Origin of the sequence: Flavobacterium sp., from assembly GCF_965657075.1 — a bacterium.
Classification (GTDB): domain Bacteria; phylum Bacteroidota; class Bacteroidia; order Flavobacteriales; family Flavobacteriaceae; genus Flavobacterium.
Window position 1 is genome coordinate 1 of record NZ_CBFHMV010000018.1, and the last position, 15055, is coordinate 15055.

Consider the following 15055-nt stretch of genomic DNA (forward strand, 5'->3'; position numbering starts at 1 on the left):
GAACGCTGTAAGTAACGGTTGTAAGACCACACAAGCTAGTAGGCCCACTAATTGTTCCTGTTACTGTACTAACTGATAAATTTCTTTCCGGTCCTGCACCACAAGTTGAATTTACGGCTTGTACAGAAATAGTACCCGATTCAAAAGTAGCTAAATTATAACTTACTGTAATACTAGTAGTACCTTGACCACTAACTAAAGTTGCTCCTGTAGGAACAGTCCATGTGTAAGAATCTGCATCTGAAACAGCTGCAACACTGTAAGTATAGCTATTTAAAGCAGTATTACCTGTAATATTTCCTTGACTATCCAAGACAACTTGTACGGCTCCACAAACACGATTAGCTCCATTGATTCCTCCAAGAATTGGAGCTGAGTTTACAGTAAATCTTCTGCGAGTACTTAATCCACAATCATTTTGAGCTTGAACTGTAATCGAGCCATTAATAGTTCCCGAAATTGAAACATTTATTGAAGCGGTATTGTCGGCTCCAACAACTGTCATTCCTGAAGGTAAACTCCAAACGTAAGTTGTTCCAGACACATTTTCAACGGAATAAGTAGTAGTACTTAAACCACATACATTTGAAGGTCCTGAAATAAAGGAAGGTAAAGCAACACCAGCCACAGCATAATTACTTTCATAGTTGTATTGTGAAGCTACACAAGTAGCTTTTATGTTTCCTGATGTGAAATTTGCACCTGCAGTAACAGAAATTGAATTTGTTCCTTGTCCTGATACAATTGTTGCACCAATTGGAACCGTCCAATTGTAAATACCATCAGCTATAGTTGTTGCAGTATAAGTTTCAGTTGTATTCGAACAAAGAACTGACTCACCAGTTACATTAAAATCTATTCCACCAGTTAACTTTGTAGCATAAAAAGTACGAGTTTGAGTAACACCACAATTATTTAGGGCATAAACAGAAACAGTACCATTTGTAAACGATCCTGCAAGGGCTACCGAAATAGAAGGACCTGTTTGAGAAGTAAGCGTCATACCCGCTGGCACATTCCAAATATAACTCGTAGCTCCACTTACTGGTGAAACAGAATAAGTGGCTGTGGTAGCATCAGATGCTAAATTTGCAGTACCACTTATGAAATTGATTGAACCTAAAGCTGGAGTTACTGTTTGACTTACAATTTGCGTATTAACAGCACAAGGAGTAACACTAGAGGTTAATTCTGCAAAATAATATTTTGTACCAACAGTTGTTGTAGGCAATGAATAAGAATTACTAGTAGCTCCTAAAATTAAAGTAGCCCCTATATAACTATTTGAACTATTGCTATACCACTGAATGGAATAATTACTTGCAGTAGATGTTAAACTGATGGTCTCTGCTGTTGTATTTTGACAAACTTGATCACTTACAACTATTGGCTGAACTGTGATAGCCAAAATTTCTTCGCAAGTTGGGTCGGTAGCTCTATAAATAGCATAGTTATTTCCATTTACTAAAACTGGACTAAAAATTGTACTGTTTTCATCATAACCGTAACGCGTATTACCATTTCCACCTACTAAACTAGTAAGACCAGTACTGCTTGCGTTTGTTCCACTGAATAATTTCGCAATACCATTGGTTCCTGTTGTAACCGATGGTGTTCCACTAACGATAATATCACCATCTGTTGTAGTACCAATAGAAGCCGATTTTCCAGCATTTAAAATGATCGCATCTGTAGCTGTATTGTCTGTAACTACATTACTATTTAAGTTTAAATTATTAGTAAGCGTTTGAATATTAATTTTACCACTTGCAATAATTCCTGGATTCGTGAGCGCTCCAATAGTTAATTCGTTGCTATCTACATAACTTAAAGAACCTAATTTTGACGATAAAGTTCCACCAGCAATAGTACCAACATTATTAGAGGTATTCGTTAAGGTAAAAGTTCCTGTACCTGAAAGCTCTAAATTAGTAGCTGTAATTGCAGCTGTTTGTGTAACAGCTCCTGGTGTTGTAATATTAATATCACCATCAGTTGCTATTGTTCCTTTAATTTCAATATTTCCATTTAAATTTAACGTTCCAGCAGTGCTTTGGAATCCTTCAAAATTTATAACCCCATTGGTACTAGCAATAGGACTACCAATTGATATTGCTGGTCCACGACCACTGTAGCCAGAAGTTCCAATTAATGTAATGTCCCCATTCTCTGAAAGAATAGGATTGATTTGAGAGGCTTCAATTCGAATACCCGTAGCCTGCTCAATTACTTCAGCAAAAGCTCCTGAACCCCCAATACCATTGATTAAAATAGTCCCATTTCCAGTTGCTTTCACTTGAGAATGTTTGGATAAATTATCCATTGCTCTTCTGATTTCAACACCTACTTGATTAGCATCTGAATTTGACGATCCAGCTCTACCGCCTAATCCTGTTAACGAAATAATACCAGAACCTTCTATTGTAAAACCTTCTAAGGAAAGCCCCCAGTTAGAAGAAGATACACCTCGTATTGAACCTATAGCATCTACTGTAATATTTGTTCCTTTTATAGACCCTCCATATAAGCGAGTACCTATTTGAAAATTTTGCAGGTTACCCGTTCCTTGTCCTTTTATAAGAACATCACCAGATCCTGCATCAATACTAGTATTATCCATAGACAATCCAGCATTTACAGTTAATCCAGCTCCACGAGATTCTGTGGCGAAAGCTCCAATAGCATATCCATCAGGAATACCATCATTGTTTGTATCATTTCCTCCTGCTAATACCACATTTCCTCCATAAGTTCTTATGGAAGAAGCATTCATTAAAGCAATAGTTCCCCCAGCAACTGAAGCTGTTCCGGATGCATCAGCATCGGACCAGAAAATTACATCACTATCATCAGTTGTAATATTCACTCCTGCTGCTTGTTTAATATTTCCGCTTGCTTTTAAGGTAAGACTATTAGAATCCGTTGCATACACAACATCTGTATTAACATTTATATTAGCGCCTATAATAGTAAGATTTCCTAAAGCCATTTTTGACAATACATCGGAAACATTTATAGTTACCGCTGTATTAGAAATAGGGTATATCGAATTATTCCCAAAACGCCAAGTAGAACCTTCTGCTGAACCGCCACTTGCAACAATTGTCATATCGCCTAATGTAGATAAATTTAGCCAATGTGCATAAAGTGTTATATCAGCCGCAACAGAATAAGTAGCATTCACATCGTATCGTGTACCTGTACCATTTGCTGCTGTATTCCATCCTATGAATTGGTATCCTGTTTTCTCTAAACTTCCTTGATTTGGTAATGTAGCAGAAGTAGTAAAAGTAATATTTGCTGGAGAAGAACCAGCGGTATTCGTATTTCCGTTAAAAGTAATTTGACGATTAGAACAACTACCTGTAATGGTATGGGACGATACACCTGAAGGCAATGGATTAAGCGTATAGCTAGAAGCATTAGCCCCTGTTAATGTTAGACCAGACAAATAGGAAACTCCTGTATATGTACCTGGTGGAGTAGCATTATTGATTGTAAAAACAGGTGTTCCTGTTGGTGTTGCTAATCCAAGTGAAGATAGAGTAACCAAATTTCCTGAAGCATCTGTAATAGTGTAATTTACACTTATAGCACTACAAGGACTTGATTGATCCGTTGTTACTTTTACATAAAGAATGCTTGGAGGGGTTTCCAAATCTAATAATACAGGTAACTTTCCTGTTTCTTTAGACCAAATGGTATTGTTAAATCCTGTTGGTAAAGATGTACCACTAGTAGGCGAAACAGCCGTTACAGAAGAATAAATATTTGAACTGTTATTGAAATTAGCTCCAGGCGTAGATTGTGTTGTATAAGAATTTGAAATTGGACCAGAATTAGATAAAACAAATCCAATTAAACCCCCAAATGATCCAGTTGAAACAGCGCTACCCCATGAATAACAGTTAGAAACTGAAGAACCAGAAGCAAATAGTACCCCTATAACTCCACCAGTACCATAGTACGCTCCGTAGGTACCCGACAAAACCGATCCTGTGGTAAAAGATTTGTTTAAATTCAAAACCATATCGGCATTTGTACCTTGTGTATGTTGAACAGGCAAATTTATGTTTTTACCAATATCTCCTATTAAACCACCAATTGCAATATTGTCTGAATAAGAACCACTTGAACTTACATTAGTATAACTATAACATCTTGAAATGTTTGCAGTTCCATTGTTTACACTTCCTACCAATCCTCCGGCAAAAAAGAATTTTTGTCTATCACCAGAAGACATATTATCAGTAGAAAAGTTATTTGCAGTACCAATATTTCCACTCGACCATACAGACTCTATTGCAGTTGTATAAGCTATGCTAGAATAACCTGTGGTAGTAAGCGCTGAATTTCCTATGTTACCAGCTAATGAACCAATTCTAAATTCACTTCCTGAAGTTCCAGCTGATGTGGAGTTGGTTAAAATATCTACATTAGTAACCCCTAAGTTTCTAACAGTTGCGCCTTGTAATTGTGCAAATAATCCAAGATTTGTCTTTGATGAAGCACCTCCAGAATTTCGTATTTTTAAGCCATTAATAACATGACCTAAACCATCAAACTTTCCTGAAAAATTAATATTAAACAAGGCGTTTGAGTAAGTATCACTAAGGTAAATATTTGCCCCAATAGCAACTCTTGTGGCACTAGTAGCAACGGTCATTACACTTGATAATTGATTTAAAGTGTTACAAATAGTAAATATTTCATTACCAATACGTAATTGAGAAGAAGCACTTGCAAAACTTATCTTATTACGATTTTTTTGAGACATCGCACAACTATAACTGCTATTTGGCGCCGTTGTTGCATTTGATCCTCCATAAAATAAAGATAATCCTGCTGAGCTTCCTCCAACAGTAACATCGCTATAAAGCAAGATATTTTGCGAAGCATTAAGAGTCAAACTTTTATTTGAACTCCATGAAATAGCTCCATTTACATAAAGATTAGAAACACCAATGATGCTTAAATCGTTTGAAGCCAAATGTCCATTAATAACACTAGGGTTAATAATTGCATTTCCAGTTACATTTAGCACATTAGCACTTAAAGTCCAATTTGCACCCGAAAGTCCTGTTTCACCAGTACTAGAAATTGTAAGATCTTGAGCATGCCCTAAAAAGGATAAAACAAACAAAAAAAGAAAAAGTTTTAATTTCATAATTTTTATTATTATAATTTAGGTACAAAATTAACTTAATAGAAGCGCATAATATTATAGATAAAATATAGAAATTTAATTTTCCATTAAATACATAACTAATTCATTATCAGTATTAATATCCATTTTTTTTCTTAATAGGTATCTTTTACTAATCACACTTTCATATGAAATATTAATAAGTGTTGCTATTTCTTTATTACTTAAATTTAACTTAATTAAAGTAAGGAAATCGATATCTTTTTTGGTTAACTTTGGGTATTTTTTTTTAGTTTTTGATATAAAATTAGGGTGCATATTCATAAACTTCAATTGAAATTCTCTCCAATAATCTTCATTATCAAAACAGCGATCTATTTTTTGTATTAATTTAGCAGTTGTATTATTTTCTAGTTGTAGTTCGTTTTTATCTAAGAGACCAATCACTTTTTCTTTGATTTGAAATAACTTAAGCTGTAAAGCTGTTAACTCTCGTTCTTTTGTTTGTGCTATTTCAGACTCATATTGCAACTGAATTGCTGTTAATTTTGCACTTTTTTCATGCAATTTCTTTTCTTGCTCTAACTGCTTTAAAGAAAGTTCTTGAATTTTATTCTTCTTTTTGAATTTATCTATAAAGTAATAAACCCCTACAATGATAAAAAGTATTGAAATTAAAATAATAGCATTTTGTAGTTTTAAATTGAATACTTTTAACTCTAAGGTTTTATTTTTGTTAATTTCTTCTTTTATATTAAATTGATTTAATTGTTTTTGCAATTCTTCAAAAGTATTTTTCTTTTCTCTTTCGGCGTAAAGCTTTTGTAATTTTTTTAATGCATCAAACTCCTTGGCTGCATTATTTAAATTTTCGTAGATACTAGCCAATGTTTCATAGTAAAACACTTTTTCTTGTAAGTTAGCATCAGAAAGCATAAGTTCTGAATCTAAATTAAGTAATTGCTGAATTTGAGTATACTGATTCATTTTTTGTAAATTACGAATGTAAAATGAATAAATTTCAAGGGAAAGATGCGGCAAACTGGTATACATATAATCAAAAGATTTTTTCAAAAAAGGTAAAGCATCGGCATACTTTTGATTTTTAAAATAATATTTTCCAATTCTACTTAAACAGAAATTTTCGTTTCTTAGATCCGAAATGGATTGAAAACCTTTGAGGGATTGATTTAAATAATCTAAGGCTTTTTTATCGTTTAATTGGCTATAGCATTCACCAATATTCATAAGAGCTACGTATTTGTTTTGAATATTGTTGTCAATTACTTTATTAAAATAAGTAAGTGTCTTTTTATAATTATCTATTGCACAGTCAAAATCTCCTAAATTAAATTGAATGTTCGCTTGTCGTAAAAGTTGAATGTTTAGTAATTTTTCATCGCCAAATTCTCGTAATTTTGGAATTAAATTTGATGATATTTCAAGAGCTTTATTGAAATCTGATGTATTGTAATAAACAGCACTTAGTTCACTTTTAACTTTAAATATATTTTTTTCATCTTCTAAAAAAACATATAATTTTTCAGCTTGTTTATAATTTTGCAATGCCAAGTCAAATTTACCATTCATTTTTTGGGTATTTGCAATATTGCACAAAATATTTGCCTTAGTTAGCTTTGAGGCATTTTTATCGAAATAGAAAGCTTTATGAAAATATTGGATTGCACTATCATAATCCGAAACTACTGCATGGTATATTCCAAAATCATTATACGTTTTTGAAATTATGCTATCAGAGAGTTTTGGTAATAGTATAATAGAATCTAAATATTTTTTAGACAACTCAGGGTTAGAAAATTGAACTTTTGCAAACGCGTTATAGTACGTCTTATAGTCCTTTTTATTTTGGCTGAACAAAAGCGATACTGTAAGTAAAGCCACTATAATAAAACTGTTTTTCATGTGCTATTTTTATTATATTCAACTAGTTTTGAAGCATTCAAAATTTATTTATCTAAAAATTGAGCATAATTCAGTACTTGTATTATTATGTTCAAAAACATTAAGATGCAATTACTATTTTTAAAAAATAAGGTCTGCAAAAGAATTACAGACCTTAAGATAAGGGTTTATTAAAGTTCTTGTTTAATCTACTTTAAAAGCTACTCTTCTTACCATTTGTCTAGCCAATGAAGACTCTTTAGGTACAGAATTATCTTCCCCTTTAACCACTACTTTTAATCGGTTAGCGTCTATACCATATTTAACTATCATTTCGGTAACTTTTTCAGCTCTTCTTCTTGACAAATCAATGTTGTAGTCAAAATCACCATATTCGTCTGCATACCCAATAATTTCAGCTTTTGAATTTGGATTAGCGTTCAAATATTTGATTAAGAAATTTATTGCTGATATGGTACCTGTGGTAATTTTAGTTTCATCAAAATCAAAGAAAACATTTACATACTGTCCATTAATCATACTTCGCATTTGAGCATTAGAATAATTAGTATCACCTGAAATTAAATTATTAACCGTAGCTTGTAAGTCTCCATACGTAGTGTTAATATAACTTTCTAGCTCATCAGGCACACCATTATTATTTAAATCAACAGCTCTTCCTTTGGTATCTACTGCTACACCAGTAATGGTATTATTTTCAGCATCTAAATAATCAGGAACACCATCTCTATCGGTATCGTTCATCATGGTTTCTAAAAATTCAATACGGGCTAATAATTCGTCATTTTCATCTTTCTTATTTTCCCAATACCAATCGGCATGTTTTTCTTCTTTTCCAAAATAATAAGTAAGTCCAATAGTTGATACATAAATAGAACCTGTTCGACTAAAGCTTGGATCTATTTTTGATTGTCCATCTAATGTTACATGATGCGTTAGATTACTAATCATCGTAAAATCTAAACTAAAGACTATTTTGTCACTAGCTTTAATTAATGCGGTTGCACCACCTAATACGCTAAAAATATTATCGTAATCACTAAAAGTTGTTGTGCTTGGAGCTTCTAAAAACGAAACACCTGGACCAAGATGTAATTGTAATCCAAATGTATCCGTAAACTCTTCCCAGTTGAATGCTCTATGTACATTTAATACAGCTTGTAAGCTTGTTCTATATAAGTTATTATTAAAATAAGGACTACTATTATCAGAAGAAAAGTTATCATAAGCGAAATCCCATCTTAGTCCGAATTTAGTATTAAACATTTTTCTAACATTTAAATCAAAATGATTGAAATCAGGATTGAAAAAATAATTTGGTGTAGTTGCATAATATCCTTCTGTAAAAGGTTTTATACCAATATTAGTACCTCCATTCAAATTCACTGACCAACGGTTATAATTCTTTTCTTTGTCTTTTGGATGAATGGTATCATTACCGTTTGAAATCTGTTTTTTTTCAATTTCTTGTGCAAAAGTTTTCTGATCTTGTGCAAAAGATGCAACAGAAAGTAAAAAAACTAACAAAAGGGTTTTAGTATTTTTGATATTCATAAGTTGTACTTGTTTTAAATTATAAGTGAATATTATTTTGTGATTTTTTGTTTGATTCATAATTCCAATTAAGTTTTTAACATGAGATTATTAATAGGAATGTTTTAAAAAAAAAGAATAATGTTTTGGGTTAAATAGGTTTGTGTCTTTATGGTTTAGATTTCTTGAATAATTTTAAAATGTACTTTATTGGATTCCTTGTAAATATTATTTGTTTATTGTCCTCATCATTTTCGCTATATCCATATCCGTATCCGTAATTATAAGAATATTTGTAATTATAATTGTAGCCGCTATTTGCTGTTATTGCATTAATGATAAAAGCTATGTTTTTTAATTTATTGCTTTCTTTTAGAGTTGTGGTATAGTCAATAAGTTTTTTTTCTGTTAAGTTATATTTGGTAATGTATAGCGTTAAATCAGCCAAATTTGCAATTAAGAATGTATCATTTACATAAATTGTAGGAGCAGTATCAATTATTATATAATCATATTCCAGTTTGGCTTCTTCAACAAGTTTGTCTATTCTTCCATTTGAAATAATATTGGAAGGATTAGGAGGAATTGGACCTGAGAAAAGAATTGAAAGATTATCATTATAAGGATTTTCTTGAACTAAAAATTCTCTCCAATCTTTGTCTATATTATGAAGGTAAGTTGACAAGCCATCGGTTCCTTTGTTCATATTTAATGCAAGATCTAATTTTGGTTTTCTCAAATCAAGACCAATTAGCAATACTTTTTTATCATAACTAGATAGGGCAAGAGCTAAATTTGTGGCTATAAATGTTTTTCCTTCACCCATTACAGATGATGTTATTAACAGCACTTGACCTATATTTTTTTCTTTTATTGGTAAGGAGAAACTAACATTAGATGATAATATTCTAAAACTTTCCGCATCAACTGATTTATCGTTTTTGTCTTCAAATAATTTAAAATCTTTAAATAAAGGTAATTCGGCAATTACAGGTATTTGAGAATTTTTAAAAACGGTATCATTACTTCCTTTTATTTTAGTATCGAGTAAATTATAGATGTAAATTATAGAAAAAGGTATAGCAAAACCTAAAACAAGTGCTATTAAATATAGCGTGTTTTTCTTTGGAGCAACAGGCTGTCCACTTGCATTTGCATATTCTATCACTTTGATTGATGGAGATGTTACAGCATACGCTATGGCAGACTCTTCTCTTTTTTGAAGTAATAGCAAATATAAATTTTCTTTAATTTTTTGTTGTCTTTCAATACTTCTTAATGTTTTTTCATTACTAGGTATTTCTAGCACTTCGTTTTTAAATTCAGAATAATTATATTGTTGTTGTTTTAGATTTATTTTTAATTGTTTTTTGTAGGTGAATATAGATTCGTTAATGTTATTTTTTAAAATAGTGATTTGTGATTCTAATCCTTTAAGAGTTGGATTTTCACTTCCAGCCGTTTTAATTAACCTATCTCTTTGTAAAATAAGTGAATTATAATCACTAATTAAACCATTTATGATCATGTTGTCTAAACCTATATTGGCAGGTAAAATAGATGTTTTTGAACTATCTAAAGCTTCTTTTAATAGGTCAGAAAGTTCAATTTGTGTTTCAATTGAAAAAAGCGTTTGATTAGAGATAGATTTTTCATTTACTTCCATTGCAGCATCTACTTCAATGAAACTCATTTCTTTTGATTTTTTAAAATCTCTTTTTTTATTTTCTATGCTATCGAGTTCTAGTGTTAAATTTAAAAATCTATCATCGATAAATCGAACCGTTTTTTCATTTACTAGTCTTCTGTCATTAATACCATCTTCATTAAAAACTTCAATTATTTTGTCAATTAAACAAATGCCTTTCTCTCTATTACTCTCTAAAATTTTAACAGAAAGTATTTCACTTTCGTTACCTACTTGACTGACACTAATTTTTCTCTTCAGAGATTCAACCGCATTTTTAAAAGGAACTATAGTTACATAAAATTCATAATTTGTTACTGTATTCTTCCAATTGGAGTTGGGTTCTAAAATTATGTCAATATCTTTGATTGTAGTTTTAGCATGTAATGTTGGTAAAAAAAATTCTTTGCCATTTGTTGGAGTTATTAAATAACCTCCATTTTTTACATTAATCTTAATTTCAATAGGAGAAAATAAACTATCTTTATGGGAAAGCGACGTTACTTTAATTGGAACATTCCAAAGTTCAGTATTTTTAAATTTACCTTTCCTGTAGTAGGTTGTTGTTAGATTCAATTCAGAAACGACTGGAGTAAAAAGTCTTCTTGATTTTAAAACTTCCATTTCGTTTTCTAAATTTAAACCTGTTCTAGATGCCATCATTCCCAGTAATTCAGACGGTAATTTTAATCCGTTTTTACTCTCATCAAGTATCTTAACTGTAGATTCTACTGCATATATTGAATTTTTGTATCTTAGATAAACATTAGCGGAAAGTATTGCTATAACTATGCATGCTAAAAAATAATGCCAGTAACGCAAGTATTTGAATAGTTCTTTTTTTAAATCTAAAGGTTCTTCTATGTTTGTATTCAATTTGTGTTAATTTTTAATTAATAAAATACCAGTTAATAGCAATGAAACAACTGATATTAACGTTCCAGCATTACCAATAATACCAGCAGATTTAATTTTAGCATTGTTGGGATTAACAACAATTACATCGTTTTGTTTGACGTAAAATAAATCTGTACTCATCCATTCTGTTGAAGTTAGGTCGATATGATTTATGGTTTTAACGTTATTTTCTTGCCTAATTAAAAGCACATCTTTTCTTTCGCCATTGATAGTTAAATCACCAGCTAAGCCAATGGCTTGTAATAACGTTATGTTTTTTTCTTCGAATGTAAATGTGCCTGGACTTTTTACTTCACCTAAAACTGTAATTTTAGAATTTAAAATTCTGATGTTTACGATGGGTTCTTTTAAGTGTGATTCATCTTTTAGTTTATTTACTAGAAATAACTCTAATTCATCTGTAGTTTTGTCCGTGACTTTAATAGTTCCTAAAACAGGCATAGTTATAGTACCTTCATCATTTACTAAATATCCTTTTAACTTTAAAATTTGAACATTAATAGCTGCATTGGTGTTTTCAAGCATTTCAATATTATAAAGTCGAGAAGATTCTCCATCAAGTGAATTTATTTTAATATTTAGAATATCATTAATTTCAATTTTCTGATTTAAAATTTTTTTATCATCTATTTCATTTTTACTTGTTTGTTGAAAATACAATAAATCTTTTTTTGTAGTGCAGGATTGAAAAAATAGAACAGACAACAATAGGGTGAATCCTAGAGCACCATTTTTTAAAAAATTGAAATTATAATCTTTCATTTTGTGAATTAGTATTGGTGTTGAAAAAATGAATATTCCGGCGATGAGTATTATTAGTACTTGAAGATTAATATTTATCCGGTTAATTAAAATACTAATAATCGTTAAAATAATTGTTGAAATGCCCACAAAAATAGATGTTTGCCAATGTTTGAACCCCAATTTTAATAAGCGGTGATGGATGTGATTTTTGTCTGCTGAAAACGGATTTTTTTTATAAATAAATATTCTTATAAAAAATACACGTGTGGTATCTAACAAAGGATAAAATAACAATGAAATAAATAAAATAGGGTTTATTTGATAATAATGATTTCCATAAGTCAAGCCTTTAATATTCAATAGGTTTATTAGCAAATAGGACATCAAAAAACCTACTATCATGGAACCAGTATCGCCCATGAAAATCTTTTGCTTTTTAGAAAAATTATATTGTAAAAAAGCAACAATCGGCCCCAATACTATTATTGATATGATACACATATTTGTGATGTTAGCATTGTAAAAAATCAAACAGCTTGCAAACAAAAAACAAATGGCTACTATACTTGCTAATCCATCAATACCATCAATTAAGTTGTAAGCATTAATTAGTAAAACAAAAACAAAAGTTGTAATCCCAATTGACCAAATAGTACTTAGTTCATAAATACCAAGAAATCCATAGAAACTATTAATTGTTAAATTTGAACTTAGAATTATCAGTAAGGATATTGCTATTTGAACTATAAATTTAGATTTTGCAGATAAAACTAATATGTCATCTTTTAAACCTAAAAAAAACAACACAAATACAGAACCTAATAATTGATAAGCTTGAACGTTTTTGAATAGAGAACCAAATATTGAAAATGCTAATATAAACCCCATAAAAATACCAACACCACCCAAGGTAGGGGTTTTCTTGATGTGAGAACTTCGATCTGAAATTTTTGCCATCAAGTCTTTTTCGTTAGAAATGTTTATAATAACTGGAAAGCTTGTATAGCTTATTATCCAAGAAATTATAAAAAAAAATAAGAGCCAGGGAAGCAGCGAAATATCGTAATTAGTCATAATGCATTACATATAGTCCAACAAAGATATTGTGATTGGTAATTTTACATACTTGAATGGTAACAAGTGATGTATTTTTTTTAATAAATGGGAAGTAAACGAGAGTATTGAAGATTTAACTCTTTTTTGAGAAACTTGAATTTAAAGACTATTTTTTCCGATATTTAGAAAAGCGTTTAAATCTATGATTCTTCTTTTTGATACGGGTATATTTTTATTATTTATCATCTCACAATAATATCCGTCAGCTTTAATTATGTTTGTGAGTTTATTCATGTTGATTATGAATTTATGATGAATTCGGCAAAAAATACTAGGGTCAATTAATGATTGAAATTCACCTAAGTTTTTACTTGCCATTTTGCTTACTCCATTGGTCAAAAATAATTTAGTATATCTTCCATCAGCTTCAAAGTAAACAATGTCTTCAACTTTAACTAATTCTATTTTTTTTATTGAACTTACAGGAATAAATTTTTGAAATTTTTCTTCAACAATTTTTTGAGAATAAAAATTACGTTCTAGGTGTATTTTATTTATTGCTCTATTTATTCTAGCCAATAAAATGTTTAAATCTGTGGAAATCAAAATATAGTCAAAAATGTTGTATTTTAAATATTCAAAAACATCATTTTCATTAGGTGATAAAATAATAATTTTCGCTAAACTTTGATTGGCTTCTCTTAAAAAATTTATAATATCAATTTTGTTGTTGTAGTCTTCAAAAATTATAATATCAATAATTTTGTTATTATCAATATTTTTTAAATCATCAAAATTATTTACTGAAAAAAAAATCACTTCATGAGAAGAACTACAAATAAATTCGTTTATTTGAATTTCAATGTTTTTATTATGTTGATATGAAGCAATGTTAATTTTCATTTTTGTTATTTACATTACAAAAATCTATTATTTAATAATTTATTTACTGATTGATTTAATATGTGGTACTAAATAAGTCATAAGTGTATAAAAAAAACATCTAATTGAACTTAACCTTTTTTTATCAAGTTTATAAATATTTTCTATATTATCCATTAGGCATTTATTTATAAAACATCTTTTTTCATTTATATCCTTTTTACTTCCACTTGTTACTTTTTTGTGCATCCTAGAATTATAATTAATCACTTTTGCAGTTATAATTAGTAAATACTAAACGAGTGTATTTTTTTTCAATTTTATCAGTTAAACATTTTTCCGCCTACCAGCAGGTTATAGATGATTACAAGTCACTTCAAATATATGAGAGTGAATTATTGTATATGAATAACAAAAAAACCTCTAACTACGAAAGAGTTAAAAATGAAGTTGTGGTCTTGTTGGAGCGAATCATTAAAAACAAGAATTTTTTGAATGAAAATACCAAAGCAGATCAAGAATATTTATTGAAAATAAAAAACGATAATTTATAATCACTAATCAAATACCATACAATAACCTTTTTTCTGTACTACTAAATATTTTTAAATGAATAGCAACTTAAACTGGTTTGTTCTCTACACAAAACCCCAACAAGAGCTTAAGGTATTAGAACAGCTAAGAAAAATTAATATAGAAGCTTATTGTCCTACAATTGAAGAAGTACGGCAGTGGTCGGACAGAAAAAAAAAAGTTACAGTTCCTTTAATAAAATCATACGTTTTTGTGAGAATTGATACGAAACACAGACAAGATGTTTTTAATGTTAGTGGAGTAGTTCGTTATTTGTTTTGGTTAGGAAAGCCTGCAATTGTTTATGATAAGGAAATAGAATATTTAAAAAAATCTTTAGAAAAGTCATATACATCAATTAAACTTGATTGTTTAAAAACAGGAAATAGAATGTTAGTTACTTCTGGACCATTTATGGATAATGAAGGAACAATAGTTAAGTTAGGTTCAAAATATATTACTATAGAAATGGAACAACTTGGGTTGTTAGTCACTTTAGTAAGATAATAAATTAAAATATATTTTTTTTAGGTGGTTCACAATGTGACTCATTCGGCGAAGCCGTTTAAAAAATGAAATAGGAACTGCTTAAC

Annotated in this window: 8 protein-coding genes; 2 read left to right on the top strand and 6 right to left on the bottom strand. The window is 30.0% G+C overall.

Annotated elements, in window-relative coordinates; genetic code table 11:
* The 6 genes from ACTF56_RS10050 to ACTF56_RS10075 all read right to left on the bottom strand — a co-directional run.
* On the bottom strand, positions 1 to 5167 hold a 5167-nt coding region (locus ACTF56_RS10050; RefSeq protein WP_438966773.1), incomplete at its 3' end, for a beta strand repeat-containing protein.
* A 75-nt stretch (positions 5168 to 5242) separates the two neighbouring features.
* Positions 5243 to 6394 (bottom strand): hypothetical protein, encoded by a 1152-nt coding sequence (locus ACTF56_RS10055; RefSeq protein ID WP_438966774.1) that lies wholly within the window; start codon positions 6392 to 6394, stop codon positions 5243 to 5245.
* 858 nt (positions 6395 to 7252) lie between these two features.
* Positions 7253 to 8623 (bottom strand): OmpA family protein, encoded by a 1371-nt coding sequence (locus tag ACTF56_RS10060; RefSeq protein ID WP_438966775.1) that lies wholly within the window; start codon positions 8621 to 8623, stop codon positions 7253 to 7255.
* Between the two features lie 148 nt (positions 8624 to 8771).
* Positions 8772 to 11165: a GumC family protein gene (locus ACTF56_RS10065; protein ID WP_438966776.1), complete on the bottom strand. Its 2394-nt coding sequence runs from the start codon at positions 11163 to 11165 to the stop codon at positions 8772 to 8774.
* 6 nt (positions 11166 to 11171) lie between these two features.
* Positions 11172 to 12908: a polysaccharide biosynthesis/export family protein gene (locus tag ACTF56_RS10070; RefSeq protein WP_438966777.1), complete on the bottom strand. Its 1737-nt coding sequence runs from the start codon at positions 12906 to 12908 to the stop codon at positions 11172 to 11174.
* A gap of 258 nt (positions 12909 to 13166) precedes the next feature.
* Positions 13167 to 13910, bottom strand: a complete 744-nt coding sequence (locus ACTF56_RS10075) for a LytR/AlgR family response regulator transcription factor (protein WP_438966778.1) — start codon at positions 13908 to 13910, stop codon at positions 13167 to 13169.
* A 383-nt stretch (positions 13911 to 14293) separates the two neighbouring features.
* Between ACTF56_RS10075 and ACTF56_RS10080 the strand changes: the two genes are divergently transcribed.
* A complete protein-coding gene (locus ACTF56_RS10080; RefSeq protein ID WP_438966779.1) occupies positions 14294 to 14443 on the top strand; it encodes a hypothetical protein in 150 nt (49 codons plus the stop codon).
* Positions 14444 to 14498: 55 nt separating this feature from the next.
* The gene (locus tag ACTF56_RS10085) at positions 14499 to 14969 is read left to right on the top strand and encodes a UpxY family transcription antiterminator (RefSeq protein ID WP_438966780.1); all 471 of its coding nucleotides are present in this window, start codon (positions 14499 to 14501) and stop codon (positions 14967 to 14969) included.
* Positions 14970 to 15055 lie beyond the last annotated feature (86 nt).

What these genes read in the sequence shown, in the direction of transcription:
- ACTF56_RS10055 (WP_438966774.1), bottom strand. Translation starts at nt 6,394, where the DNA reads ATGAATATTGGTGAATGCTATAGCCAATTAAACGATAAAAAAGCCTTA.
- ACTF56_RS10060 (WP_438966775.1), bottom strand. Translation starts at nt 8,623, where the DNA reads ATGAATATCAAAAATACTAAAACCCTTTTGTTAGTTTTTTTACTTTCT.
- ACTF56_RS10070 (WP_438966777.1), bottom strand. Translation starts at nt 12,908, where the DNA reads ATGGCAAAAATTTCAGATCGAAGTTCTCACATCAAGAAAACCCCTACC.
- ACTF56_RS10075 (WP_438966778.1), bottom strand. Translation starts at nt 13,910, where the DNA reads ATGAAAATTAACATTGCTTCATATCAACATAATAAAAACATTGAAATT.
- ACTF56_RS10080 (WP_438966779.1), top strand. Translation starts at nt 14,294, where the DNA reads ATGAATAACAAAAAAACCTCTAACTACGAAAGAGTTAAAAATGAAGTT.
- ACTF56_RS10085 (WP_438966780.1), top strand. Translation starts at nt 14,499, where the DNA reads ATGAATAGCAACTTAAACTGGTTTGTTCTCTACACAAAACCCCAACAA.